Origin of the sequence: Leptospira biflexa serovar Patoc strain 'Patoc 1 (Paris)', assembly GCF_000017685.1 — a bacterium.
Lineage (GTDB): Bacteria > Spirochaetota > Leptospiria > Leptospirales > Leptospiraceae > Leptospira_A > Leptospira_A biflexa.
The window spans coordinates 3,335,919-3,361,896 of record NC_010602.1 but is presented as its reverse complement, the minus strand read 5'-3'; the positions used below and the strand labels follow the sequence as shown (position 1 = coordinate 3,361,896).

General features: G+C 37.9%; 22 protein-coding genes. 8 read left to right on the top strand and 14 right to left on the bottom strand.

Annotated features, from left to right (window positions below; all coding sequences use genetic code 11):
- Positions 1-76 precede the first annotated feature (76 nt).
- Complete coding sequence (locus LEPBI_RS19370; RefSeq protein ID WP_012390165.1) at positions 77-1,534, top strand: methyl-accepting chemotaxis protein; 1,458 nt, start codon at positions 77-79, stop codon at positions 1,532-1,534.
- On the opposite strand, the gene LEPBI_RS15885 is transcribed toward LEPBI_RS19370, so the two are convergent.
- Complete coding sequence (locus LEPBI_RS15885; protein WP_012390164.1) at positions 1,527-4,754, bottom strand: SpoIIE family protein phosphatase; 3,228 nt, start codon at positions 4,752-4,754, stop codon at positions 1,527-1,529. The genes LEPBI_RS19370 and LEPBI_RS15885 overlap by 8 nt on opposite strands.
- Before the next feature lie 124 nt (positions 4,755-4,878).
- The gene (gene mpl36 / locus LEPBI_RS15880) at positions 4,879-5,760 is read right to left on the bottom strand and encodes an RlpA family plasminogen-binding lipoprotein MPL36 (RefSeq protein ID WP_012390163.1); all 882 of its coding nucleotides are present in this window, start codon (positions 5,758-5,760) and stop codon (positions 4,879-4,881) included.
- 107 nt (positions 5,761-5,867) lie between these two features.
- Between mpl36 and LEPBI_RS15875 the strand changes: the two genes are divergently transcribed.
- Both LEPBI_RS15875 and LEPBI_RS15870 read left to right on the top strand, forming a co-directional pair.
- Entirely contained in the window at positions 5,868-6,773 is a 906-nt protein-coding gene (locus tag LEPBI_RS15875) for a tetratricopeptide repeat protein (RefSeq protein WP_012390162.1), read from the top strand.
- Position 6,774: 1 nt separating this feature from the next.
- The gene (locus tag LEPBI_RS15870; protein WP_012390161.1) at positions 6,775-7,698 is read left to right on the top strand and encodes a tetratricopeptide repeat protein; all 924 of its coding nucleotides are present in this window, start codon (positions 6,775-6,777) and stop codon (positions 7,696-7,698) included.
- Between the two features lie 72 nt (positions 7,699-7,770).
- Here the strand turns inward: LEPBI_RS15870 and folP are convergent, their stop codons facing one another.
- Positions 7,771-8,586 (bottom strand): dihydropteroate synthase, encoded by an 816-nt coding sequence (gene folP, locus LEPBI_RS15865; RefSeq protein ID WP_012390160.1) that lies wholly within the window; start codon positions 8,584-8,586, stop codon positions 7,771-7,773.
- A gap of 93 nt (positions 8,587-8,679) precedes the next feature.
- Between folP and LEPBI_RS15860 the strand changes: the two genes are divergently transcribed.
- Genes LEPBI_RS15860 through LEPBI_RS15840 form a run of 5 tightly spaced genes read left to right on the top strand, consistent with a single transcriptional unit; the run spans position 8,680 to position 14,594 of the window.
- The gene (locus tag LEPBI_RS15860; protein ID WP_012390159.1) at positions 8,680-10,692 is read left to right on the top strand and encodes an OmpA family protein; all 2,013 of its coding nucleotides are present in this window, start codon (positions 8,680-8,682) and stop codon (positions 10,690-10,692) included.
- Position 10,693: 1 nt separating this feature from the next.
- Entirely contained in the window at positions 10,694-11,818 is a 1,125-nt protein-coding gene (locus LEPBI_RS15855) for a DUF1577 domain-containing protein (RefSeq protein ID WP_012390158.1), read from the top strand.
- Positions 11,819-11,845: 27 nt separating this feature from the next.
- Complete coding sequence (gene hisS, locus LEPBI_RS15850) at positions 11,846-13,159, top strand: histidine--tRNA ligase (protein WP_012390157.1); 1,314 nt, start codon at positions 11,846-11,848, stop codon at positions 13,157-13,159.
- The gene (locus LEPBI_RS15845) at positions 13,156-13,689 is read left to right on the top strand and encodes a phosphatase PAP2 family protein (protein WP_012390156.1); all 534 of its coding nucleotides are present in this window, start codon (positions 13,156-13,158) and stop codon (positions 13,687-13,689) included. The genes hisS and LEPBI_RS15845 overlap by 4 nt, the downstream gene beginning before the upstream one ends.
- Positions 13,686-14,594, top strand: a complete 909-nt coding sequence (locus LEPBI_RS15840; RefSeq protein ID WP_012390155.1) for a lysophospholipid acyltransferase family protein — start codon at positions 13,686-13,688, stop codon at positions 14,592-14,594. Before LEPBI_RS15845 ends, LEPBI_RS15840 begins: the two co-directional genes overlap by 4 nt.
- A 151-nt stretch (positions 14,595-14,745) precedes the next feature.
- Here LEPBI_RS15840 and LEPBI_RS15835 read toward each other — a convergent pair whose 3' ends face one another.
- The 11 genes from LEPBI_RS15835 to LEPBI_RS15785 form a co-directional block, all read right to left on the bottom strand.
- Positions 14,746-15,873, bottom strand: coding sequence for a Re/Si-specific NAD(P)(+) transhydrogenase subunit alpha (locus LEPBI_RS15835; protein ID WP_012390154.1), 1,128 nt, complete (start codon positions 15,871-15,873; stop codon positions 14,746-14,748).
- 1 nt (position 15,874) lies between these two features.
- Positions 15,875-16,807, bottom strand: a complete 933-nt coding sequence (locus LEPBI_RS15830; protein WP_012390153.1) for a UDP-glucuronic acid decarboxylase family protein — start codon at positions 16,805-16,807, stop codon at positions 15,875-15,877.
- Between the two features lie 63 nt (positions 16,808-16,870).
- Positions 16,871-17,746, bottom strand: coding sequence for a M50 family metallopeptidase (locus tag LEPBI_RS15825; RefSeq protein ID WP_012390152.1), 876 nt, complete (start codon positions 17,744-17,746; stop codon positions 16,871-16,873).
- Positions 17,747-17,761: 15 nt separating this feature from the next.
- Positions 17,762-20,131 (bottom strand): PP2C family protein-serine/threonine phosphatase, encoded by a 2,370-nt coding sequence (locus LEPBI_RS15820; RefSeq protein ID WP_012390151.1) that lies wholly within the window; start codon positions 20,129-20,131, stop codon positions 17,762-17,764.
- Positions 20,128-21,396: a hypothetical protein gene (locus LEPBI_RS15815; protein ID WP_012390150.1), complete on the bottom strand. Its 1,269-nt coding sequence runs from the start codon at positions 21,394-21,396 to the stop codon at positions 20,128-20,130. The genes LEPBI_RS15820 and LEPBI_RS15815 overlap by 4 nt, the downstream gene beginning before the upstream one ends.
- Positions 21,393-22,547, bottom strand: coding sequence for a bifunctional glutamate N-acetyltransferase/amino-acid acetyltransferase ArgJ (argJ, locus tag LEPBI_RS15810; RefSeq protein WP_012390149.1), 1,155 nt, complete (start codon positions 22,545-22,547; stop codon positions 21,393-21,395). The genes LEPBI_RS15815 and argJ overlap by 4 nt, the downstream gene beginning before the upstream one ends.
- Positions 22,548-22,598: 51 nt before the next feature.
- Positions 22,599-23,963, bottom strand: coding sequence for a HAMP domain-containing sensor histidine kinase (locus LEPBI_RS15805; RefSeq protein WP_012390148.1), 1,365 nt, complete (start codon positions 23,961-23,963; stop codon positions 22,599-22,601).
- Positions 23,956-24,630 (bottom strand): response regulator, encoded by a 675-nt coding sequence (locus LEPBI_RS15800; RefSeq protein WP_012390147.1) that lies wholly within the window; start codon positions 24,628-24,630, stop codon positions 23,956-23,958. The genes LEPBI_RS15805 and LEPBI_RS15800 overlap by 8 nt, the downstream gene beginning before the upstream one ends.
- Before the next feature lie 71 nt (positions 24,631-24,701).
- Positions 24,702-25,082: a hypothetical protein gene (locus tag LEPBI_RS15795; protein ID WP_012390146.1), complete on the bottom strand. Its 381-nt coding sequence runs from the start codon at positions 25,080-25,082 to the stop codon at positions 24,702-24,704.
- A 6-nt stretch (positions 25,083-25,088) separates the two neighbouring features.
- A complete protein-coding gene (locus tag LEPBI_RS15790) occupies positions 25,089-25,445 on the bottom strand; it encodes a hypothetical protein (protein ID WP_012476438.1) in 357 nt (118 codons plus the stop codon).
- On the bottom strand, positions 25,429-25,911 hold the full coding sequence (locus tag LEPBI_RS15785) for an RNA polymerase sigma factor (RefSeq protein ID WP_041769907.1): 483 nt from the start codon (positions 25,909-25,911) through the stop codon (positions 25,429-25,431). Before LEPBI_RS15785 ends, LEPBI_RS15790 begins: the two co-directional genes overlap by 17 nt.
- Positions 25,912-25,978 lie beyond the last annotated feature (67 nt).

Genomic DNA, 25,978 nt, shown 5'->3' with positions numbered 1-25,978 from the left:
TTTTCCTATCTATGGCAAGCTGGTTTTTTCAAATTTCAACCATTCGAAGTAAGAAAATGGTGAAGGAAAGAGTCCAATGAAAATATTGATACGTATTATGTTTCCTTTTAAAACGAACGATTCTATAAAATTGAGTCTCATCCAAAATCGCAAATCCATAAGAGAACACATCATTCGAAATACATCGATTGAAAATCCTATGGATAAAGAATTCCTTGAATTATTTGAAATCCAAAAAAAAATTCGTTCTTTCATCGCATCGTCGGCTGATGGAATTGCAACTTCCATTTTAGGAACATCGACCAATTTAAAGAACATTGAAAAAGTACAGTCGGAGTTTGTTTCGAGTTTGTCTCATTTCAGTGATATATCGATGAATTTAGCTAGTAGCGCTGAAGAATTGGATGCCGTCATCCATTCCATTTCGTTTCAAATTTCAGAAACCTTAAAAACATTTGATCAAACTGGACAAAGAAACCAGGAACTAGTTAAAAGTTTGGAAAAAACTTCGAAGGAAATTGAAAATATCGCCAAGCAGTCGTTATGGGTAAAATTGGAAAACCAAAAAAATGACGAAGAGTTTTTGTCCTTATACAATGATTTGAAAAAGATTAACGAGAACATTCAGCTTGTCAAAGACATCTCTGATCGCACCAATTTACTTGCACTCAATGCATCCATCGAAGCAGCGAGGGCAGGTGAGGGTGGACGTGGATTTTCTGTCGTTGCTGATGGTGTATCCAAACTCGCTGAAAATACGAAAATAGCAGTGAAAACAATCCAGGACTCTGCGGCACACATCAGAAATCGATTTTTGGAATTCCAGGAAAATTCAAAGGCGAGGACATCAGTTTTAGTTGAAATCATAGAAAAGATCCAAGGTATTGAAACTGCAATCATTGCCAATCGAAAGGAATCGAATTCTAATCTAAGTGAAATTCAAATTTTGATATCTCAATTCCATGAATTAGAACTAAAATTACGAGAAGTGGGAAGTGCTTCTGCCAATATTGCAAATGATTCCACGAGTATCTCAAATCAAGTGCATGTACTTTCTGATCACAGTATCCATTCAAAAACTGACTTCGATTCTATTTTTGCTAAAATTGAAGAAACAGTGAAACTCATTACAAATCAGAATTCAGTTTGGTTATTGGAATTTATTTTCCATAGAAGGATGGATCATATCCATTGGGTGAAAGCTGTGGATGATGCAATCCAAACGAATTTAGTGCAAAATCTTCCTCAACTGAATCATACACTTTGTAAAATGGGATTATGGTATTACCAAAGTTCCGTTCTCGATCAAAATCAAAAACGAATCCATGAAAAATTAGAGGCCCCCCACCAGGAATTACACCAATGTGCGATACGGATCAAAGAAGCTATGCTTTTAGAAGATAAGGAAGCAGTGAAAACAGAAAGAACCAAATTACAAGAGTGTTTTTTGGTTCTTTCGAAAACATTTGATGAGTATATAAACTATTTGGAAGCTAAAACTTTAGAGAATCTAGAACTAACCTCAATTAATTGAGGCTAGTTGCTTTTTCTAAGAGTTTTGAAAGTTTAACAACGTTTTTATTTGTTGGGTCGATCGACTGAGCTCTGGTCACATAAGTGAGGGCTCTATCGACGTTTCCTAACAATCGGCTAACGTCAGCTAAATTGATGAGATTTTGGAAGTTTTCAGGTTCATGTTTTAAAGCTTCTTGAGCTGCTTTTAAAGCCCTTTCATAATTCCCAAGTTTTTTCTCTGACATTGCCAGATAATACCAATACTCACCTGAACCTTCATTCTCTTTTAAAAATTCTGTTAGAACTTTTGCTGCGATGTCATATTCTTTTCCTTTGTAACTGACAAGGCCAAGGAACTTATTTAGTTTTTGGTTGTTAGGATCAGAAAGGAATGCTTTTTTCATAACGGTGATGGCTCGCTCTATTTCACCATTTTGGTAGAGTGCTTTCCCTTCTTCAAACGCACCTGATGTGGTGAGTGCCTCATCCCAATCATCACCTGGAGTGTCAAAAAAATCATCGATTGGTTGGTTCGAGATTTCATCTTTTGGAGGTGTGTGGTGGATAGGAGATTTTTCACTTTTGAAGACAACACTTAACATTGAGATATCATCAGTGATATCACCTGCATTTTTAACGAGTCTCTCTACTTCATAAATGTCGCCATCGGACTCTTCTACAAAACGTAATACCATTGTTTCATCTTCGTTGATAGTTCTGACATCTTCATCAGGAGTTAAATCGATGTCATCTCTACCGTCTGATCCAAGGATGAGTTGGTCACCTGGTAATAGTTGGAAGCTTTGAACTTCGAATGGATATTCAGAATCAAGGCCTAGTTTTCTTAGTTTTAATTCTTCTTCAATGAAACTTGCTTTTCCATCACGATACAAAATGCTGTAAGGGTGTTCTGCGTTGAAGTACCATACCTTACCTGTTTCATCATCAATGAGCATGACAGTGGCAGAGATTACCATGGTACCACTAAAGGATTTGAAGACAGCATTGACTTCCTCGTAAACATCAGTTAACCATTCTTCCGGTGTACGATTTAGGATCCGTTTGTTCCCAGCAGATCGAGCCATGATGGAATTCATCACAACTCCCATAACGAGAGATCCACCAGCCCCTTGCATGGATTTCCCCATTGCATCACCGTTCATCACCATAGTATAACGACGGAAATCATCAGGTTTTCCTAATTTTAAGTTCCCTGTGATACAAATATCTCCACCCAAATCCCCTGTTTTATTACGGAATTCAAAGGTTTTCTTTTGGTGCACAAAAAAATCACAGCGAATGTTTTCTGATTTATTCGCATTGAAGAACAAAGGTTTGGCGAGAAGAGAAGTTAAGAAATAGTCACCATCTTGTTGTACTTTCAAACGATGGATCTCATCCATTTTTTCTTGGAGTTCTTTGGTTCTTTCTTTTACTTTTTCTTCTAGGTTTTCTGCATAATCTTGGAGTTCTCGTCTTGCATCGCGGATGGAGGATACCATCCCGTTAAATGACTCGGCCAAAAATCCAATCTCATCGTTTACTTTGATCGGAACTTCTACTTCTAAATTCCCTTGGTTTACTTTTTCAACCCCAGCAAGTAATGCATAGAGTGGATTTACTAGTGCAGATCGAAAGAAAAGTGGAAACACTACTAAAAGGACAATCATCACAATTGCTAGAATGACAAGTTCTAGTTTTGCTGACTTGTGCATGTAACTTCTATAATCGCGGTAATTAAAACCTACTTCGCGATTGATTTTTTTCTTTGCATCATACGTCATATAAGCAACGTAATGCGAAAGTCCATCTAAGTCTTTGCGATAGTGGCGAGTTAAGTCTGGTTTAAAATAACGGAAATATTTTAACATCTCCACTTTAAGGTCACGGCCGGAGATTTCTTTTCCATCCCACTTACATTCGTTCACATGTTTCAAAATGGAATCACGGAAAGTATCTACATTTTTTACTTTTTCGATGTATTTGACACCTTCTTCGCAGAAAAGATCAGGATCAATATCAACCAATTTATTGGTGTTGATGAAGGTCCGTTTGTTTAATTTTTCGACGAGTTTTGAGACTTCTGATTTAAGTTCTTGCCCTTCTAAATCTGCATTTTCTTCCAAAAAGTTCAAAATAGCAAATTTGTATCCTTCAAAGTAGTAAGGTGTTTTGCCTATAAGACCTTTAAGGGAAGTTCTATAATCTTCCTCGTTAATGGAAATTAGTTCATGATACAAGGCTGTATTGTATAAGTCTGCTTGTACAAGGGGTAGGTCCAAGGTGACAGTTGATGGAAGATAGGCTTTTTTTAAGTTTTGTCCATTCGAATCATATTCGATGACAAATAAAATGTCCTTGGACCTTTCTCCCCCTTCCGCAACACGTAATGCCTTTTGGATGGCTGTATTGTCAAAGGAGAGTTCCTTCTCTTGGTCCACCAAATAAGAGAAGGCTTGCATGATGAGAAGGATTGTGACAAACGAAATACCCACAATCTTTACCATAAACGTCGTACGTTCTGTACTATTGTTAATGAAAGTAATTGTGATGATAAAAAAGGTAAACGTAAACAAAAGAACAAGTGCGGTCAGATAGGTAGACCTTTCCATGGCTCCATCACGGCTCATTACATTCGTTACATTTGGAACAATTGCGGCAATGAGTCCAGCGAGCAACATGATGATGAGAGTACCACGTTTTTCTTTTTCAATATTGAATAACCTATAACTAGGCATCACGATAAAGTTGAGGAACGATAATGCTGCGATCACTAAACTCAAGATTCGGCTTGCACCTTCAGAGTTGAAGTCCCAATGGTGTGCGGTAAAGTGGTATTTTCTTTCCCCTTGAGAGACCGTAACAAGAAACCACAACGCAACAACGATCCCAATAGCATAAAAAACTGCTAATATAATGTTCGCTGCTTTTTCACTGCGATTGTCAGGGAATCGGAAGAAAAACTGCCCAAAGTGAATGATACCAAACAAGATGAAACTGCCTGTAATCCATCGATGGTATGAAGCAATTGGATGGTAATAAAAAGCACCGAGTAGATAACCAAATTGGAAGAGAGCTAAAAACAAACAGGCGAGTCCCATATGTTTTGTGGCAACGGTTTTGTCTTTCAACGAGAAGAAGAATGTAGTCAAGACCGCAAGGAGGACAGTGACAATTAAACTACCGAATGTATAATAATTTGTTAGTATGTGGTCAACGGATAATGTGGTTTCACTCATAGGGTCTTCTAATTGTTAATTTAATACGAAATCGTAACAGGAGAAAATGTGAAATCAATTCATTTTCCACCCACTCCGAGCAAATCAGAACTGTACTTTTTTGCTCGGAAGAAAGGGGAAATGTCTAACGGGTTGCGATAAAACAATCAATCCCATCGTATTTCAATTTTGATTTGAGAGATTCAGCCTTGGAACGGTCTGCGAAATCCCCCACTTGAACGACGTATTTTCCATCTCTTGGAGTGACAAAGACGGTTTGGTTGTACTCAGATTTGATGGTTTCTTGGTATTTGATGGCTCTTTCTTTTTCTTGGAAAACGCCAACTTGGACCGTAAATCCTTTTCCCGCAGCAATTGGTTTTGTGACACCAGGTTTGACAGGAGTCAATTTTTCAGGTTTTGCTGGGGTATCGTCTAAAAGGTCAGAATCATCTAAATCATCTGCTAGTTCATCTTCGCCTTTTTTGAGAACTTTGATGCCAACTTTTGTGATCCCTTTGTCTTTAAATTCTAAGATTTCTGCTGTTTTTTCGGAAACATCCACAATCCTTTCATCCACAAATGGCCCTCTGTCATTGATACGAACCACAGCTTCCTTTTGGTTTTCTAGGTTTTGGATTTTCACAACGGTACCAATGGGAAGGGTTCGGTGTGCTCCCGTCATTTTCATGCGATCAAATGGTTCACCACTTGCTGTTGGACGTCCTTGGAACTTTTGTCCATACCAAGAGGATAAACCCACTTCATCGAATTGAGTGGTTGGTTTTTTTGTTGGTAGGTCTGCCTGGGCTGTGGTGGTTTGTTTGGATTTTGTTTCCAAATCATCCATGATGGATCTTGCCACTGGGTCGTTCGATCCATTTGTTCCGGTAGGTTTCGATTTTTGTGAACGTTCGAAGAAAATATCCTCTGGATCACCAGAAGCACTATAATCCCTACGTGTGGCATCAGCAGAACTGCAGGACACCAACCACAATAAAATGGTAATGAGTATGAGTCTTTGCATAATTTTCCCCTTTCTCTGGACTCTTGTGTGTACCTTTCGGAAGGTTTTTCTAAATGCGTGATAAAAATTCTAGGGGAGAATGAATTCCGAAACGATAATCCCTCTGTATGGCACAGGAAATTTTAGCCCTTTTCAATGAAGCAGTACGTTTAGAGCGTAATGGTGAGTGGGAACGTGCCGAGACCCAATACAAATTACTTTTAGAAAAAAATCCCGATTACCATTTGGCTTTACAAAATTTAGGTGTGATTTACGCCAAACAAGGAAAACACGCTGATGCCATTCCACTTTTTTCGAAAGCCTACAAATTACATGCGAATGTAAAGAACTGTTATAATTTGGCAGTTTCCCTTTATAAACATAATGAAACGGAAAAGGCGATTAGTTTCCTTAAACAAACCTTATCCTTTGAAAAGAAATTTATCTCAGCACACTTGTTACTCGCGCAAGCTTACCAAAAATTAGAGAACGACGAAAAAACCGAAGTGTATTTGAACAATGTCATCAAAATTGAACCGAACCATAAATCAGCTTTAGGAGGGCTTGCGATGTTTTATTACGAAAGGAATCGTTTTCCAGAAAGTTTAAAAATGATTGAGCGTTATTTGATCTTATATCCAGGGAATGCCCAATTAAAAATCATCCAATCCGAAATTTTAGCAAAACAAGGGAATTATAAAGCTTCTGCCAATTTACTCACAGCGATGGTAAAAGAAGATGTTGGATTCACTCATTTTAACGAAAGTTTACAGTCCACATGGCAAGAGGATGATGCCATAGCGAAAGAAAGTTTGGAACGCATCCAATCCAAGGCAAAAAAGAAATTAAAAGAATTTAAAACCAAACTGGAGCTCTCCAAAGAAAATCCAGATGAATTTTCTCCTCCAGATCCGCAGGAAGCCTTGGATTTAAGTTTATTGTATCTTTTCAATGGAAACCCAGAAAAAGCGATGCAGTATTTGGTATTTGCCCAAAAGATGAAGGAAAAATCAGATTCTGACGGAATTTCCTAAATTGAAACAACGCATTTACATTTGTTTATTGATGTTTCCAATCCTTGGACTGGCAACATGTCGTTACCCAATCGCCAAACAGGATGTCATTGAATCAGACACATTGTTTTTAGAGGCAAACAATCCAAAAGCAAAAGAATGTAATGAGGAAGGAATCCGGCTCACCAAATCGATCCAATTGGATTCAGCCGCGGCCACTTGGGAAAATTGTATCCTGGCAAATCCGAATGAAGTGGTCGTTCATCTCAATCGCCTACGTTTTTATTTTCTTTTAGATGAGTATGAAATCCTCAAACAGAAAGTAGCAAAAGAATCACCTTCTCGGAGTTCCGTCACTTACCAAACCATATTGAAAGAGTTGGACCAAAGGTTACGAATTGAAGAGAAAGTCATTTTGTTAGATGCTCTTTCACGGGTCAAAGGTTGGGAATTAATTGCTTATGAAGAACTTGCAAATTACTATTTACAAGTAGGGAACTTTCCATTTGCGGAAGGATATTTGAACCAAATTTTAGAAGTTGTTCCGTTTCATGAAAATGCTTTGTATGGAATGGCTGACATCCAAATTCACAAAGGGAATTGGTTTAGTTTGCTTGATTATGCAAAATCCTTGGAAGTCTCTGCCAAAAAAAATAAGGATTATCATTATTATTTTTTAAAAGCAAACTTTGAATTGGGTCGTTATGATGTTGCCCTCAAATGGGCTGAATCTGCCTCCGCCAATGAAAAAACAGAAATTTATTTTTTAGAACTTTGGAGAGACACTCTTCTTGTTTTAAAAGACAATCCCAAATGGGATTCTTTGTTACCGTACTACCGGAAAGCAAAAGAAAAAGGGTATTCCGTTCCTGAGTCTGTTTTTTTTCCAACACTTTCCAAAGAAGGTAAGGATGTGAGAAAGGCAGTTCGATCAGGTAGGAGTTAGCCTACGCTTCGATGGATTCTAAATAGAGATTCCAGAATCATTTTTGTTGGATGGATTTTTAAAACTGTGATGTCATTCACTCTCTTGGCATAAATTCCAAATTTTTTCGGCATGTCTCAGCTTAAGGACGTTATGCGTCCGAATGAAAGGGATTTTATTTTTTAATAAATGTAATTCACATGCGAGAGTTGCAAATTCCCGATCTTCAATTGGTAAATTTCCCAAAACATTTCCGAGAAATGATTTTCGAGAGACACTCACCATCAGTTGTGGAAATTCCAATTTTAGGATTTCTAGATCTTGAAGCACTCGAAAGGAAACCATAGGGTCATCACTCAAGAAAAAACCCATCCCTGGATCAAAAAAGATAGATGATTCTGAAATTCCCATCGCAGTTAGATCATTTCTTCTGTCTCTAAAAAAGATCTGGATTTTTTTGATTACTTTTTCTGGAGACAAAGTTGATTTCATTTTCGCAATATTTCTGTTATGCGAATGCATGATGATGAATTTTAGATCAGAGTGCTTTGCACCGTAAGTTTTTAAAAACTCACGATCCCCTTCGTAGGTAAATCCAGTGATGTCATTCAAACAACGAACCCCAGCCTCAATTGCTTTCTTTTGTACATTGGGTCGGAAACTATCCAAACTGATTCGAACCCCTTTCGGAACAAAGTAACGGATGACAGGTTCCACACGTTTCCATTCTTCCTCCTCTGTGACGAGGTTTGCCGCAATATTGGAAGATTGGCCTGAGACATCCAACCAATCAGCCCCTTCTTGTAAGAGTTGGACTCCTTTTTTGATAGCGTCATCGGGGTTTATGTACTTACCTCCATCACTAAAGGAGTCAGTGGTGATGTTTAAGATTCCGAAGATTTCAGCCATGTTTTAGAGGATTCCTTGGGATGCTCACTCTTAAAGCCATATTTTTCCCTTGGCAGAAAATTCCGTTCGGCCGATACATAGGAGAGACGGCAGATGAAAAAAATCCTTGTTTCCTTAATCATTTCGGTGTTTCCACTCCTTGGCCAACCACTTCCGAAGGTGAAGGATGTAAGGTTTTACCCACCACTCAACACCCAAAATGTGGAATACAATCCGATCATTTCCCCAACGGGAAGGTATTTGGTCTTCCAATCCAACAGGCCTGGTGGGGAAGGGGGGATGGATTTATGGATTTCGGAAAACTTAAGTTTTCCCGACCGAATGAAATTGCCTGTTTGGTCTGCGCCGAAAAATTTTCGTGAGCTGAATACGACCAATTTTGAGGGTATGTTTTCCATTCTCTTTGATGAGGAAGAAAAACCATACGAACTCTACTTTACTTCCGTAAGGGACAAGTCTCAAAAAGACAGCAAAAAGAATCGTGAAGGATATGACGGATTAAATCTTTATTATACGAAGATCAACCAAAGGACTGGGCTTTGGGCAATCCCTACTCATTTAAATGAAATCAATTCTAACTTCGAAGATAAGATGCCTGCCGTTTCGCCTGACGGATGTTCGGTTGTATTTTCCTCTAACAGACCAGGTGGGCTTGGTGGGTTTGATTTATGGATCTCAAAACGCGAGCCAACGACAAAAGAGACAGAAAAAAGTCCAGACAAACCAAAAATCAAATGCCGAGATGGGATTTGGCAAAAACCCATCTCGATGGGTCCTGTGATCAATACTGGGGAAGATGAAATCAGTCCCAATTTTCATTGGGATGGACTTCGGTTGTATTTTAGTTCCAACCGAGGGGACAAAAACCGGAAGTTTAGTTTTTATTATAGTGAATACAATGAATCGAGTGGGCAATTTGAAACGCCTAAGTTATTAGGAAATCCATTTAACACCAACCAACCTCTGTCAGGCGAATCTACGGGGTTTCCATTTGATACACCTTCTGATTATTCCACTTATAGCCTTTGGGAAGAGAGCGATAATGAAGGGATATCTGTCACTTTTGATGACCTATGGTTTTATTTTGCATCAAATCGACCTGGTGGGGAAGGGCAATTTGATATATACCGAACAATGGTACCGGAAGACCTCAGACGTACATATGAGTTTGTTTTCCGAGGGTTAGTCCTTGATGGTTCGGAAGCGATCATGATTGGACTTGATTCCACGTTAAAAATCTATGATGATACCAAACCCATCCAGGTGATTACTTCCAAACGAATCGGTGGTGACCTTTCCTTGGAAGATGCAGAGAATTTTCGCACAACCATCAAAACAGGAAAATTGTACCGAGTGGAAGTTTCGTCTCCAGGGTTTCATCCGACCGAGTTACTTCTTGACCTTCGTGGGAATGTGGGGAAAGACAAAGAACAATATTCCCAAATCATCCTACAACCCATAAGGCCCGTAAAGGACAATCGTCCTGACAAAACCATTCAAGGGATACGATTTGTCGTGAAAGATAAAAAAACAGACCTTGTGATTCCCAATGCTATTTGTTTTTACTTTGATGATTTGACGAGGAAAGGAAAATCCTTATCGGCCGTGGATGGTCATTTTGATTTAGACCAAACTCCTACAATGGATTTTGAAATCCTAGCAAGAGCCAAAGGATACAAAGAGGAAACCTTTTTATTTTCCAAAGAGAAACTCGCCGAGATGTCAGGAAAAGAAACGGTTCTGTATCTTCGGAATGTAAAAGACTTTGATGACCTGTACAATACAATTATTTATTTCCCGTTCAATGAACGAACATTGAGTGATGAAGATAAGAAAAAATTGGATCTTTTGGCAGACTTCCTCATCCATCACAAAAATGAAAAAGTTGAAATTGGTGGACACACTGACAATATAGGGAATAAAGAATACAACATCAATCTAAGTGAAGATAGAGCTCTCTCTGTATACCAATATTTACGTCTGAAGGGTGTTCCCAAAGAACGAATGAAGGTACAAGCGTATCATTATTCGCAACCCATTGCAGACAATGAAACAGAAGAAGGAAGATCTCGCAATAGACGTGTGAATTTCAAGAAGATAGACTAATATGATCAATCGAGTCAAAATTCATTTCGACCAAGAACGCGAGTATGTTCCACTAGAAGCTGTCCGTGCGTTACCAGAGTTTTTCAAACAGATGATGGCAGGGAATGGTTTGTATCTAAAAGGGTACGACTCACCAGTCAAAGTGAAGTTCAAAGGAGAACGCCCTGATGGTGCGCATATTTGGGAATTGGAGACAATGCCCGAAATGATTGAAACCATTTTTACGATCCAAGCCACTCCTAGTTTTCATGTTGAAATTGACTACGAAGTCCAAAATCAAAAAGACAATTTACTTCTTGGAAAAGCAATTGATCGAAGGCAAACCTATATAACCCGCCAAGATCCAAGGAATGAAAAGGTGAGGGGCAATGTTGTTGCTTCGAATTTTTTAATTGCAAAAACAAATATTGATTTTTCGAAACTAACGGGAGTTAGTTCGCAGGTTATCCTTTCCGACATCCAAAGGACAGTTCTCAGAAATTATCCTCAATCCAAAGTAGTTTTTACATCAGCATCGATCCATAGCGATGAAATAGATTTGATGAAAGAACACAAAAAACCAATTTTTATTTTGGATACGGAAACTTTTGAATCGTTTCCTACAGATGAAGTTTTTGATCCGAAAAAAACATTTGAGGACGAATTTTTATTAGATGATAAAGTAAATGAATATAAAAAGAAAAAAATAGGATCTTACATCTATTATCCTTTATTCATCCAAATGAAAGAGATGCATTTTTTTGCATATCTTTCTCTGGAGACAGAACGAACTCGAATCCCAAGTGAAGTTTTAGATCTCTTTAAAGAGGTTGAACGTACGTTTCAAGAAAGAATTATGGATTCTAATACCCATATTCTGGATATCAAACAAAACGTTTTAAACGTTTCCCGAGGTGGAGTCGCCTTGGAAGTGAACGATATGGAAATTATCAAAGCATTAAAAGTGAAACCAACCTTTACCTTAGATATCAATTTTAAACTGCAAGCACCCATTCGTATGGCTGTCGAATTACGCCATTTGGAAGAGGTGAATGATTATTATCGATTGGGTGGAAGGATCACTGGTGTAAGCGGAGATAAAAAAGCCAAAGAGATTTACCATAGTCTCATTGAATTTTTTAATTAAACTGCTCGGTTCAATAGGAGCCAATCATTGAAAGAACAAAAACTAACAACAGAAAATTATAAGGGCACTCGGGATTTTTATCCAGAAGATATGCGCCTTCGTAACTATTTATTTTCGGTCATGAAAGATGTCGTGAGATCGTATGGGTACGAAGAGTATGATGGACCCATGGTGGAATCGTTAGATTTATACCGTGCCAAAACGGGTGAAGAGATTGTTGGAAAACAAATTTATAACTTCATTGATAAAGGGGATCGAGAAGTTGCCATTCGACCCGAAATGACACCTACTGTTGCAAGGATGGTCGCAAAAAAGTTACGTGAATTGCCAAGACCGATTCGTTGGTTTTCCATTCCCAATCTTTGGCGTTATGAACAACCTGGCCATGGAAGGCTCAGGGAACACTGGCAATTGAATGTCGATATGTTTGGCGTTACTAGTAGTCGCGCAGAGCTTGAGATTTTATCTTTAGCTTGTGATATCCTCTTTGCTTTTGGGGCTCCAAAAAACAGTTTCAAAGTCACCATCTCACACCGGTCACTCCTCGATGAATTCTTGTTAGACGGACTTAAGGTAAGTCCTAATCAAGCACATGAAGTGTCCAAAATTTTGGACAAAAAAAATAAAATCACACAGGACGAATACGTCGCTTTAGTGACCAAAACAATTCCAAATGACTCTTCTGCTGTTTCCAAAATTGATTTATTTTTGAATGCTACGGTAAATTCGTTAAACCAAATACCAGGAATCAAAGAAGAAACCTTGGCTGCCATCAAGGGATTATTTGAAGACATCAAAACTATTGGACTTTCTGATATCATTCACTTTGATCCATCTGTTGTCCGAGGATTTGATTATTATACAGGATTTATTTTTGAAATCTTTGATACCTCTCCGCAAAACAAACGTTCATTGTACGGTGGTGGAAGATATGATAATTTAATTGGACTTTTTTCTAATGAAGAGTTAACAGGAATTGGTTTTGGATTGGGAGACGTTACCTTACAAAATTTTTTAACGGCCCACAATCTGTTACCGAATTTTGCCAGCGATACAACGGTTTTTATTCCTCTATTGGATGATTCGTCTTTCGCAGAAAATCACAATTTTGCAAAAGAATTAAGAAAAGAAAAAATTTCTGCCGAGGTTTCATTGGTTTCACAAAAAATGGGAAAACAACTTTCCTATGCTGAAAAAAAAGGATACAGATGGATTTTACTTCGAGGGGAAGATGAAATCAAAACAAATACAGTAACCTTAAAAGATATGGCATCAAGAAACCAATTTACATTTAGTTTCTCGGAAGCGCTTCAAAAGATTAAAGAAGAGCTTTCGAAATGAATTGGATTAACACATTAGATCTTAAACTTTCTACTTGGATCCAAAACCATTTACACCATAAAAATCTAAGTTGGGTTTTGTCTCGAATCAATCGGGGTGAGATGTTTGCATTGGTATTATTGCCATTGATGTTTATGAGTGATTTATACAAACCAGTGTATATCAGTTTACCATTTGTCTTACTATTTACTTATGTAACTGATCGATTGGTATTGGTACTAAAGAAGTATTTTGCAAGAAAGCGCCCCCTAGTCAGTGTTATGGGAAAAGTGGATTCCAATCCGGATATGAAACATTCGTTCCCATCGGCACATAGCGCCAATTCGATCGTTGTTGCAACAATACTCGTATTTGCGTTTGGAGAAACACCATATTTCTTTTTCTTTAGTTTGTTTGCAGGTGTTGGTAGGTTAATCACCTTACATCACTTTGTTAGTGATATTATGGGAGGATGGGTCATTGGATTAGGCATTGGATTGATCGCAGTCACAATTCATTACTTTTTTTGGCCCTATTTGGTAACGATATGAAATACATCGGATATTTTTTTTCATTTCTCATTGTTTATCTATTTTATTCACCTTTTAAGTTGTTACCCTATCAGTGGTGTTTGTCCTATGGAATGTTTCTCACTAACTTAATTTATAAGTTTGATAAAAAACATCGAAAGGTTGCGGCCGAGAACATTCGATTTGCTTTCCCAGAATATTCGGAAAACCAAATCTTAGATTTGGTGAAAGCACATTATCGACACTTAGGAATTTTACTTGCACATACATTGTGGGCGCCTCGCATGACGCGTGCTTGGTTAGATGAATATCTTGTTCTTGATGAAAGTAGTTTAAAAATAGAAGAAGAAACCAAAAAACAAGGGGTAGGGGTAATTTTAATTTCCGGTCATTTTGGGACTTGGGAAATTTTGGTCCAATTTTTAGGCATTCGAATGAAGGGTGGGGGAATTTATAAAAAGGTTCGTAATCCATTTGTTGATACCCTTCTGAAACGGATGCGATCGAAAAACGGTGTGGTATTGGTTCCTGTAGAAGAATCTACGCAAGTCATCAAACTTCTCAAACAAGGGTATTGGATTGGATTTGGTGCTGACCAAAATGCAGGAAAAGCAGGGATTTTTGTTCCCTTTATGAATAGGCAAGCTTCCACTTTTGTGGGACCAGCTCTTATGGCTTATCTCACTGGTGCCAAAATGTTATATTATTCAGTGTTAGCAGGTGAAAACGGGAAAGTGATCGTACGTGTGAAAGACTTAGGTTTTGTAGATAAAAAATTATATCCCAAAAAAGACGATGTCATCCGTCATTATACGGAACTTTGGACAAAAACTTTAGAAGAGGAAGTGAAGTTATTTCCGGAACAATACTTTTGGGTGCATCGACGATGGCGAACCCAACCGCAACTAAGTGAGATTCCAAAATAGATTTTTCCTACTTTAGTAAGAGGCATTTTGTAAGGAGATTTTGAAATCGAAATCGAAAGTAGATTTGAATTTTTTGAAAGATGTTTTGAAAGTATTTTGAGCTGAGAAAAATAAAAAAGGTCAGAAGGAATTCTGACCTTTTTTTATGAGATCATTCACCCAGAAGGGCTAACGTCGGTTTGTGGCGGATGGAACCATTTTCTGCAATCATACATGCATTGATGATTTCGTCTTCCAAATTGATATTAAATTGTTTTTCTTTGTTCACAAACAATTTGAGAAAGTTTACAATGTTTTTTGCATACATTTTACTTGCGTCCATTGGTTGTGTACTTTGTAAATTGGAGTTCCCAATGATGGTGATCCCTTTGTAAACGATGGTTTTATCATTTTCTGTTAATTCACAGTTACCACCATTCACAGCAGCGAGGTCAACGATCACAGAACCTTGTCTCATTTTATCAACCATCTCTTTTGTGATCAGCACTGGTGCTTTTCTACCTGGAATCAGAGCGGTGGTAATGATGATGTCCGCTTTTTCAGCATACTTCGCAATTGCTTCTTTTTGGCGTCTTTGGTAGTCTTCCGATTGTTCTACCGCATAACCACCAGTGTTGGAAGCATCCGCTGCACCTTCCACTTCCACAAACTTAGCACCAAGAGACATACACTGTTCTTTTACTTCAGGACGTGTATCAAATACATCTACAACCGCACCTAATCTACGTGATGTTGCAATCGCTTGTAATCCAGCAACACCTGCTCCTAGAATCAATACTCTGGCTGGTGTAATGGTTCCTGCTGCTGTTGTCAACATCGGGAAAAATCGGCTATAATTTGATGCGGCAAGTAAAACTGCTTTGTAACCAGATACAGTTGCTTGGCTACTGAGAACATCCATCGATTGAGCACGTGTGATGCGAGGGATCGTATCCATTGAAAAGATTTTAAATGATGAAGTCGCAATTTCTTTTACTTTTTTGGGAAATGCCAAAGGTGATAAAGTAGCGATGTACAATTTATCCTTTCCGATTTTTTTTGCACTCGCTTCATCCAAAGCATGGATGGATACAACAATATCGGATCCAGATAAAATAGAGTCTCTAGATTCTACTGATGCACCAGCGTCTTTATAATCTTGGTCTGAGAAAAAAGCACTGTCACCTGCTGTTGTTTCAATAGCAATTGTGAATCCTAATTTTTTCAACGGATCAATCACATCTGGTGTGATCGCAACTCGGTTTTCATACGATGGTTCTTTGATTACGCCTATTTTCATTTTATACTCTTTTGCTAAAATATTCGATGGTTTTTTTTACGCCTTCCAAAAGTGGAACGGTTGTAGAATAATTCAATTTTTCTTTCGCCAAACTCAAATTTGGTTTTCGACGAGCAGGATCATCTTGAGGAAGTGGAAGGTAAATGATCTTAGATTTACTTCCTGTTTCTTTAATAATAAGTTCTGCAAGTTCCTTTACAGTAAACTCACCATCATTTCCTAAATTCACCGGGCCAACGAAATTTTCTACGTTCATCATATTGATGATACCTTTGACAAGGTCATCAACATAACAAAAAGATCTTGTTTGGCTTCCGTCTCCATAAATGGTGATGTCCTCACCGCGTAATGCTTGTACGATAAAATTACTCACGACTCGGCCATCATCTGGAATCATCCTTGGACCATACGTGTTAAAAATTCGGATCACTCGAATGTCGACTCCATGTTGTCTATGGTAGTCAAAACACAAAGTTTCTGCGACACGTTTCCCTTCGTCATAACAACTACGAATTCCGATGGTGTTTACATTTCCCCAATACGATTCGTTTTGTGGGTGTTCCAAAGGATTTCCGTATACTTCGGAAGTGCTAGCTTGTAAGATTCTTGCTTTCACTCGTTTGGCAAGTCCCAACATATTCATCGTTCCTAATACATTGGTTTTGATGGTTTTGATTGGGTTACTTTGGTAATGAACTGGCGATGCAGGGCAAGCCATGTTATAAATTTGATCCACTTCTAGTTTGATCGAATCGGTGATGTCATGACGGATGAGTTCAAAATTGGGATGGGAAAGGAGGTGAGTGAGATTTTCCTTCCTTCCTGTGTGAAAATTGTCCAAAACAATGATTTGGTTTCCAGCATTGAGCAAGTTTTCCGCTAGATGAGAACCGATGAACCCAGCTCCCCCGGTAATGAGAATTCTTTTTGCCATTGAGATTCTATATTTGTGGAGTCGGTGTCCTACGCAAATGAAAATTTGCGAGAAGCACTTACCCTAGTTGTCTTTGGAAGGTGGATCAAGGAAAAAATTCGGTGGCAGAACGATCCCACTTTCTGGATCCACTCCCCGTTTTTCCAACCAAAGTTTTGCTTCTGGGGAAAGTTCCCCAGGGAAACGTTCCAATTGTTCGATCGGATCAGGGGCATGGTGGGTTTCTTCATGGGAGAGAGAGGATCGTAGGGACATAAAAATGATCCCGATGCTCAAGAGGGACCAAAGGGTTGCAATCAAATAACCGAGAATGAGGACGACGGTGGGAATTTCTTCATTTTGTAAGTCTTCTGGGCCAAGTCCCGCCATCCAAAACGCTAAGATACCTGCATCTGTCTCCGTCAGCCGATCCGCAAAATCTGATAAATCATATAAAGAATATAATGAGATACTCGTTCCCAAAAAAACGAGTGATAAAATGGATGTTGTCTCACCTAACATCCCTAAGACTAATATTCCGACACCCCAAAAAATACCAGTAAAGTATGCCAAATCTCCCAATTTGGAATACAAGACGCTCACTGAAATGAGAAACAATCCAAACAAGATCATTGTTTGGCGAGCATGACGGCCTTGGAATCCCAATCGTAATAAAAAAGCGCCGACAAGCGAAGATCCGATATATCCTGCTGATACAACAAGGATAAAGGAACCGCGAAAGGAGGCGGGAACAGCAATGGTCTCCCCTCCTTCATTTCCGTGAAGGGCGATCCCTTTCACAACCCCACCACTGAAGAGGGCAACCGTCGCATGGCAAATTTCATGGATCAAAACCACAAATTCTTTTAGGTAGGAGGTGAATTGGTGGTCCCAAAATGCGACTAAACTCAGGATGAGAGATAAAAAAATGACAAACTTAACCGGTTTTTCCGCCATCATCGGTTTTACTATCGGCTAGTTTGGAGTAAAAGAAAGACCAATAAATGTGATATCGTCTGATTGTTCGCGGTTTCCTCGGAATTGGGTCATACGAATGTCCAATAGGGGCGGAAGTTCTTTTACGGATTTATCAGCATTGTAGTGTAAAAAATCGATGAGAGTATCTTCACCGAAAATTTCATCTCGTTCACTAAAGGCTTCCGAGATTCCATCGGAATAAAGAAAAAGTTTTGTACCTGGTAGTAATTTTAATTCTTGGACATGGTAATCCGTCTCTAAAATTCCCAAAACTCGTTGTGTTTTAGAATGTAATTTGATTTGGCCGTCAGCCCGCATTTCAATTAAGGAAAGATGTCCTGCATTGACATACTTAAATACGTTTTCTGTGGAATCAAAAATCCCACCGAGAAGAGTCATAAATTCATTGCCCTTGTATCTTGCACGAAAGAAGGAATTGATCTCGCGAAATAGACCTTCAAGAGATGTACCGTTCCGTAATTGTTCTCTCACAATGCCTTTGATCGCACTGACTAAAAATCCAGTTCCCAAACCATGCCCAGCCACATCACCTAACAAAACTATCATTTTGGTATTGGAAACAGGAATAATGTCCAAATAGTCTCCGGATATTCCAACAGCTGGTTTTGATATATAACCATAATCGATTCCTTTGACTTCACTAGGAAGAATCAAACGTAATGTATTGTCGACTATAGATGCAGTTTGGATGTCTCTTACAATTTTACGTTTTTGGATTTCATCTTCCAGTAAACTATAGTTCTCGAGTAACATCCCTGATATTTTAACAACTTCATTGATGAATTTTAATTCTCCGATAGAAAAATATTTTTTATCTAATTTTTCTCCGATCAATATCATCGCTTGGATATTTTTTTTATTAGAAGAAGAATCGTAAGCGGGAAATGCGAGTTGGACTTGTAATCCTTTCAAAAAATTATATAAAGTTTCTCTTAGTCCAATTCCATATTCTAAATGAGAAGTGACAGTGACACGATCCGTGCTTTTGAAATAATTCCAAATTTCTGATTGAGGAGAAATTCTCATAAAATCTATATTCCTTAGATCAGTATTTGCAAATTGATCACCGGGAATGAGAATGATTAAATTGGAAACGTTTACTGTTTCTTTTACTGTTCTGTTGATTGTGAGAATTGTTTTTCTCATCGAAAGAGGTGATGATAATAGTGCGGTAATTTTGTTGATTCCAGCACTTAGTTTATGGTTTTTTTCGAAAAACCATAAATCAAAAAATTCTTTTACCTTTAATTTTAATGGAATCAAATAAGCGGTTACTAAAAACAAAAAGATAAAATTAAAAACCCATCGATCTTTTAGGTAACGTATGGGCAAAATATAATCTAAAACAAATATAGCGCCGATGTAAGTTCCAAGAATAATTCCCACTAAAATTAATGTGACAATACTTGGAGTAAAGATCACAAATGAAGGAACAAAGGTATAACGATAGGTTCCGTAAAAAAAACTTAAGATGAATAATAAGTATGTGAAAATAAAAAAGGATCGATGCACATAAAACCAAGGATAGCCATCAAAAAATAAAATACTCGATGGTAATGCCACATAAAGAATGATCGAAAACACGAGTAACAAACGTTTTAGAAGTGCTTCCCCTTGTGGTTTTGATCGAATTAACTCGAATACATTGGCAATGATATTGATAGATCCAAATAAAACCGTAATCGCATGGGCAACAATTGCGATGCGTTCTATCAAAATCATATCATATCTTTCTTGAGAGGCAATCATTGCCATGATAAAGGAGATCAATACTTGAGGTAATAACCATTTGGAATTGATTTCTTTCCCTCTTAATCTGTAGATCAAATGGTATTGGAGAAAACTTCCCAAATACAAAGTAAGTATGAATAAAAAAATCGAATTTTTAAATGCTAAAACAAATACATTCGAAAGGATGATGAGACCAAAATTAAAGAAAAAACCAAAGATCAATGCATCACGTGTAGAGTAATAAAAATAAACGGCAATTGCCAAACTAAAAAATGCCAAAAATAAATCTGAAAAAAATACTCCTAAAACATCAGTTTTGCGAACATTCTTTAATTTAAAATCTTCTTGATAAATTGTTCCATTTGAACTTTGGATATTAAGTCGATAAGAATTTATATTTGAAAAATCTTGAATCGAATCAAATTTTTCTAAGTCAGAAGTGAGAATGGAATTGCCCCAATGGGATTTGTTTTCTTCCCCAATATTGACGATGAGTCCAGATGGGTAATGATAAAAAGGTAATCTTTTGGAGCTATTTTGAACTCCAATGACGGAAAAAAATAAAATTAAAAAAAATAAAAGGGATGAGAGGATGGTGATCGCTAGTTCTCTCATAAAACTTCCGACTCGGTAAAACTGAATTTTAAAACAGGTTCGCCGCGTTGTTGTATGATAATGGGACCCTTGTCCATGCTGATCATATTTTTCCAACCCATACTCGCGACCACTTCTTCTGAATTTCTAAGGATTTTAAATTGTTTACCTTCTTGGATGATATACAATTCGGAATAACCAATTTTTCCAATTATCATCTCGAAGTTTTCTTTCCAGTCTAACTTCTGAAAGGTGGATTGGATTAAAGTTTTGATATCTGAAAATCCTTTCAATAATTTAAGCCTAGATTGAGAGTATACAACTCCCAAAATATAGGAAAGAATGATCCCTATGTGTTGGTAAGATTTCCCTGCGTTTAAAATGACAAAAAACCAACTTCCGTCTTCCACTTGAAAAAATTCAATTAAGTTGCGATTTGTACGTTTGAAAGGAGTAATTTCCCATCCTAAAATTTTGGGAATGGTTCCAGTCTCCAATAAGTTTTGTACCCTAACCGCATACTCAGCTTCTTTTTGGTATTTTTTATTTTCGGAGATATGATAAGATAAAATATGATTGTGGATTGTCAGTGCTGACTGACCAGCTAACAAAGACAAACTATGGCTAGCATCTGAATTGGGAATATTTGAAACGGCGATAAAACCAAATAATTTTTCACGGAATATGAATGGATGTATGTAATTGGCATGGAGTTCCATAAAGTCATTATTAATGCTTTCATTCGAGAATGTATTGGCAACCGATGCGCCATTTCGATTGGCAAGTAAAAACGATTGAAAACTGGATTTAACAACGATATCCTTTGTAGGACTCAATTTTTTTTGTCGGCCGCGAAAATAGGAGTGAAATGCGAACGTTCCATTTTGAGTGAGTACGGCCATTGTTCCCGATTGGCTACCTGTAATTTTTACCATATCGGGAAAAACATTTTTAATTAAGGCATCAAAGTTGAAGCGTTTGATAGCTTGCCGATACGATTCGGCATCTTCTGTCAAATACTCGGACAAAAACTTTGTTCGCATATATCTCGTTAAACGCTCTATGAGAGGCAGATATAAAATTAGAGAAAATGCACAAGTGAGTAGTAATGCCAATTCCAGCCGGTAAGACATAGATTCCGGAATTTGAATCAGGATGATAAAATAAGAAATATAAACGAGTAAGATAAAAACAGTACGAGTGAATAAATTTGTAACAGAAAGTTTTAATTGATAACTTGATGGTAAAAAGAATTTTATCGTATTTTTTAATTTATTGGAGATCATGTTGTGTAGTAGGCGTTTTCTTGGATGTAACCTTCCGTAAAATCACAACTCCAAAACGTTTTTTGAAAATTCCCTGTATTTAATTCCACAGTAATGAATATTTCTTCGTTTGATTTTAAATAATCGGCTAACTTTGTTTTGGTTTCGTTGTTTGCACTTTTGACTGAAATGCCACCCAATTGGATTTCTAATGAATCATAAGGAATTGGTTCATCGAAAACTTTTCCAATCGCCATGATGAATCGTCCCCAATTGGGATCACCACCATATATGGCAGTTTTCACAAGTGGTGAGTTTAGAATGGATTTTCCGATTTTTGTCACTTGATGATCGTCTCTACCTTGTTTTACGGTGAGTTCGATTAACTTACTGGCACCTTCTCCATCTCGTGCAATTTTTTTAGAAAGTTCAGTGGCAATTTCTTTTAAATTGGATTCAAATACTTGATCAGAGATGGTTCCCAGTTTACCTGAACACATGAGTACGACTGTGTCACTTGTGGATGTATCAGAATCAATAGTGATACAATTGTATGTTTGGTCCACGACGCGTTTTAAAATTCCATTTAGATCATTTGATTCCGGTAAAAAATCACAAAGGATATAGGACAACATTGTTGCCATGTTTGGTTCTATCATCCCCGCACCTTTCGCAATTCCAAACATCACACCTTCTTTTCCATCAAGTGTCATTGTGCGGTATGAAATCTTTTTTTTGGTATCGGTTGTCATGATGGCTTCTGCCACTTCATCCAAATTCCCTGGTTTTAAATTGTCTTTGGCAGTCTCACATGCTAAAAGGATTTTTTCAATGGGAAGAGGAACTCCTATCACACCTGTAGAAGAAGGTAAAATGTCTTCTTTTTTGATTCCGAGTGATTTTGCCAAAGTTTCACAAATTTGGTAAGAATCTTGGATTCCTTTTTCACCAGTTGCGACATTTGAATTTTTGGAATTGATGACGATGGCTTGTAAGTGGCCATCTTTGATATGATCGCGTCCTACATAAATGGGAGCTCCAGGAAAATTATTCCGAGTAAAAACAGCGGCTGCATGGCAACGCACATCGGAATAGATCACAGCAAAATCTAAACTTGTATCTTTGATACCAATGTTTTTGCCAAAGGAGTAAAATCCCAAAGGATACTTCATAATTACCTACCGGATACCAACATTCTATCCAGGGACTTCTCTTACGAGAATCTATTTTTTAGGAAAAACAAAGGAGAAGATGGAACCACCCTTCGGGTTGGGAGCGACATTCACTTCGCCTGAATGGAGCCTTGCAATGTGTTTCACAATGGAAAGTCCGAGGCCCGTTCCTCCCTCTTTTCTGGATCGATTGGTATCCACACGGAAAAAACGTTCAAAAATTCGTTCTGCATCTTCGGCCGAAATTCCGATTCCATGGTCGATCACCTGGATCAGATTGTTTTCTTTCGTTGCAAAAGCCTTTACAATGACACTTGCGCCTTCGGGACTATAAGCGGAAGCATTGGAGATTAAGTTCACCAATAAATCTTCGAGTAACAATCGATCTGCCCGGACCTTTAAATCTGTAGGAATTTCTAAAACCAAATTTTGTTTTTTTTGGGAATAAAGTACACCCAATGATTCGGACACATTTTTGACGAGCTCATAAAGTGAAACATCCGTTAGATTCAAAACTGTTTTGTGATTTTCTAATCTTGAAACGGTCAACATATCTTCTACAATTCGAATCAGACGATCCGTATTTCGGAGGATCGCGTCTAAAAATTTTCTTTCATTGGATTCGGGTTGGAGTTTTAATTTGTATTCTAAAGTTTCCGCATAACCTTTGATCGATGTAATAGGAGTTTTTAATTCATGGGAAGCATTTTGAAAGAATTGTTCTCGAATCAATTGGTTTTGTCGGTCTTCCGTGATGTCTGAAATCACTCCAATATATAGTTGGACCATGGCATCTGATTTAATGGGATAAATTCTTGCCGTGTAAAAATGTAAACCATCTTGAAATTCAGTTTTTCCTTCTTTACCTGACAAAATTTTGTCGGTGATAAAACTAAGCAGTTCTTTGTTTTTGATGGAAGGAGCAAATTCCTTAAACTGAGAATTTTTTTGAATGAGAGTTTCTGAAATATTACGATTCAAAAACAAAAATTTATGATTCCGGTCAATGGCAAAGACACCTTCTTTTAAGTTTTGAAGGAGGTAATTAAACTTTTCTTTTTCGACAGTTAAATCCAAAAATTGGAGTTTCAGACGTCTGGCCATTTCATTGATGGAAGAAGCAAGTGTTGCTAACTCACGAATGTCAGGTGAAGATAACTCAACACCAAAATCTCCAGCATTGATTTCTTTTGTTTTTTTCTCAACCGTGGCCAAAGGGTCTGTGATTCGCATGGCAATGTTTGTGGAAATATAAAACGTACCAAAAATCGCGATGAGTACAAAACTAAATAAAATGAGTGGTCGGACGGCAGGTACAACTAAGTCGTAAATATAAAATACGCCGAGGGCTAGGGTCAATAAAACAAGTAGTAGACCCCAGTTGAGAAGGAGAAGGGTTGAAAAAAAACTACGCATCTCGGAATCGATAACCGACTCCGCGGATCGTTTCGAGTCGTTCTTTTTCCGAGAGAAGTTTGTCTCTGAGTCGTTTGATGTTCACATCCACTGTGCGATCTGTTACAAATACATCTTTGCCCCAAATCCGATCTAATAATTTATCTCTAGAAAAGGCAACCCCAGGATTACCAGCAAACAGCTGTAATAGCTTGAATTCTATTAATGTCAAATCAATCTCTGTACCTTCCACAAATACTTTGTGTGCAGTAGGATTGATTTGGATTTTTCCAGTTGTGATGGTACCTTGCACTTCTTGGCTTGGGTCAGTGGTCCGACGAGTCACGGATCTCACACGAGCCACTAATTCGCGGATATTGAATGGTTTTCGAATGTAATCATCCGCACCCAATTCCAGACCTAAAACCACATCGGTTTCACCTGTTTTGGCGGTGACCATGAGGATTGGAATTTGTGGGTATTTTTCTTTGATGCGTTTGCAAAGGTCCATACCCCCAATGCCAGGTAACATCAAATCTAAGATAATTCCATCAGGTAGGTTTTTTTCTAAACGAGGGAGGACTTCCATTCCATTATGGCAAACTTCCGTTTGGAAACCTTCTTCTTCCAAGTGGAATTGGATTAGGCCTGCAATGTCTTCTTCGTCATCAACAATCAATATTTTCATGAATCTATTTCAATGTAACAGGGATTCGTTACAAAAAGAATACAATACGATGACAAAAAATCGATTCCTTTTTATTTGCTAAGCAACTGGTTGATGTCTCGGATCGCCTTTCGTTGGCGGAGGAGGATGAGACCTAAGAATCCAGTGAACAAAACGAAGGCAAGTACGTACACCCAAAGTAAGGATTTGAGCCTAGCTTGTTCTTTTTCGATCGCTTGGATTTCTTCCAAATGCGAAATGAGAAAGTAAAAATGGTCTGCTTTCGGGTACGATTTTTTGACTTCGGCCCTTAAATCGGAAACGAGAACTTTGGCTTCTTCTTTCGAGAGGGATTCCACCAAACGAATGGATTTGTCCAAATCCATATTCAAAAACTCATCTGCGGAAGGCAAACCATCTGCTAAGAGAGAAGTGGCAAATATAAAAACAAGAGAAAATAAAAGACCTTTCACGAATGATTAAACCTCTTCAAAGCCAAGTTTCTCTTTCCATGCATTCAGAAAAGGAATTCTTGTGCTTAGGAGTAAAAAGCCAAGTACCAAAGAATAAAAACAAAAAAACAAACTGGAACTGATGAGGAGTGGTAACAGGTAGATGGAACTTTCATCCTGATTGAATGAAAATAACATAGTTCCAAAAGGGATGAGAAGGAGTACAATAGAAACGAACAAGGAAGAGAACAAAAACTTGAGTGGTAAAATTTGTCCTAAGACTCGGAGGCGAATGATCGAAGGAGCTTCCGAACCCTTTAGAAATGGATCTGGATTGGAAAACAATCCTATTAATTCGGTTTCGTTTTTATCCTTCGATTTCATGTGACCACCATTTCCTAAGTAGGTCTTTTCCGCGAGAAATATGACTTTTGATGGTACCCAGTTTGATATTGAGGTCGTTTGCAATTTCTTTCAAAGGTTTGTTTTCAAAATAATGCAATCGAATCGGTAATTGGTAAGATTTAGGAAGTTTTGCGATGAGCGAATGAAGAGTTAGATGGGTTTCTTCTTTGTCCAAAATATCAACAACGGAAGGTTTTGATTTGTCTGCTACCGTTGCCACATCTTCTGACCAATCAGTAAAAATATGAGATTTCTTTTTGTTAACTTTTGTTAAGCGAAATTTGGCAATTTGGAATAACCAAGTGGAGAATTGTGCTTCTCCTCGAAATAAGCTCAATGATTCATACGCTTTGATAAAAACGTCTTGAGTGAAATCTTCTGCTTCTTCTTCGGAAAGGAATGCCTTGCGGGCTTGGGAATGTACCATACCCTGGTACCGATTCATGAGCACTTCGAATTGTGAAACATCACCGCGTAAGACTAACTGAATGGAATTCCAGTCTTCGTCATTA

Coding starts and splice junctions, on each gene's coding strand:
- LEPBI_RS15820 (WP_012390151.1), bottom strand. CDS start 20,131: ATGAGAGAACTAGCGATCACCATCCTCTCATCCCTTTTATTTTTTTTA.
- LEPBI_RS15855 (WP_012390158.1), top strand. CDS start 10,694: ATGATCAATCGAGTCAAAATTCATTTCGACCAAGAACGCGAGTATGTT.
- LEPBI_RS15815 (WP_012390150.1), bottom strand. CDS start 21,396: ATGATCTCCAATAAATTAAAAAATACGATAAAATTCTTTTTACCATCA.
- LEPBI_RS15805 (WP_012390148.1), bottom strand. CDS start 23,963: ATGCGTAGTTTTTTTTCAACCCTTCTCCTTCTCAACTGGGGTCTACTA.
- LEPBI_RS19370 (WP_012390165.1), top strand. CDS start 77: ATGAAAATATTGATACGTATTATGTTTCCTTTTAAAACGAACGATTCT.
- LEPBI_RS15860 (WP_012390159.1), top strand. CDS start 8,680: ATGAAAAAAATCCTTGTTTCCTTAATCATTTCGGTGTTTCCACTCCTT.
- LEPBI_RS15835 (WP_012390154.1), bottom strand. CDS start 15,873: ATGAAAATAGGCGTAATCAAAGAACCATCGTATGAAAACCGAGTTGCG.
- LEPBI_RS15800 (WP_012390147.1), bottom strand. CDS start 24,630: ATGAAAATATTGATTGTTGATGACGAAGAAGACATTGCAGGCCTAATC.
- folP (WP_012390160.1), bottom strand. CDS start 8,586: ATGGCTGAAATCTTCGGAATCTTAAACATCACCACTGACTCCTTTAGT.
- LEPBI_RS15840 (WP_012390155.1), top strand. CDS start 13,686: ATGAAATACATCGGATATTTTTTTTCATTTCTCATTGTTTATCTATTT.
- argJ (WP_012390149.1), bottom strand. CDS start 22,547: ATGAAGTATCCTTTGGGATTTTACTCCTTTGGCAAAAACATTGGTATC.
- LEPBI_RS15825 (WP_012390152.1), bottom strand. CDS start 17,746: ATGATGGCGGAAAAACCGGTTAAGTTTGTCATTTTTTTATCTCTCATC.
- mpl36 (WP_012390163.1), bottom strand. CDS start 5,760: ATGCAAAGACTCATACTCATTACCATTTTATTGTGGTTGGTGTCCTGC.
- LEPBI_RS15885 (WP_012390164.1), bottom strand. CDS start 4,754: ATGAGTGAAACCACATTATCCGTTGACCACATACTAACAAATTATTAT.
- LEPBI_RS15875 (WP_012390162.1), top strand. CDS start 5,868: ATGGCACAGGAAATTTTAGCCCTTTTCAATGAAGCAGTACGTTTAGAG.
- LEPBI_RS15785 (WP_041769907.1), bottom strand. CDS start 25,911: ATGAATCGGTACCAGGGTATGGTACATTCCCAAGCCCGCAAGGCATTC.
- LEPBI_RS15845 (WP_012390156.1), top strand. CDS start 13,156: ATGAATTGGATTAACACATTAGATCTTAAACTTTCTACTTGGATCCAA.
- LEPBI_RS15830 (WP_012390153.1), bottom strand. CDS start 16,807: ATGGCAAAAAGAATTCTCATTACCGGGGGAGCTGGGTTCATCGGTTCT.
- LEPBI_RS15790 (WP_012476438.1), bottom strand. CDS start 25,445: ATGAAATCGAAGGATAAAAACGAAACCGAATTAATAGGATTGTTTTCC.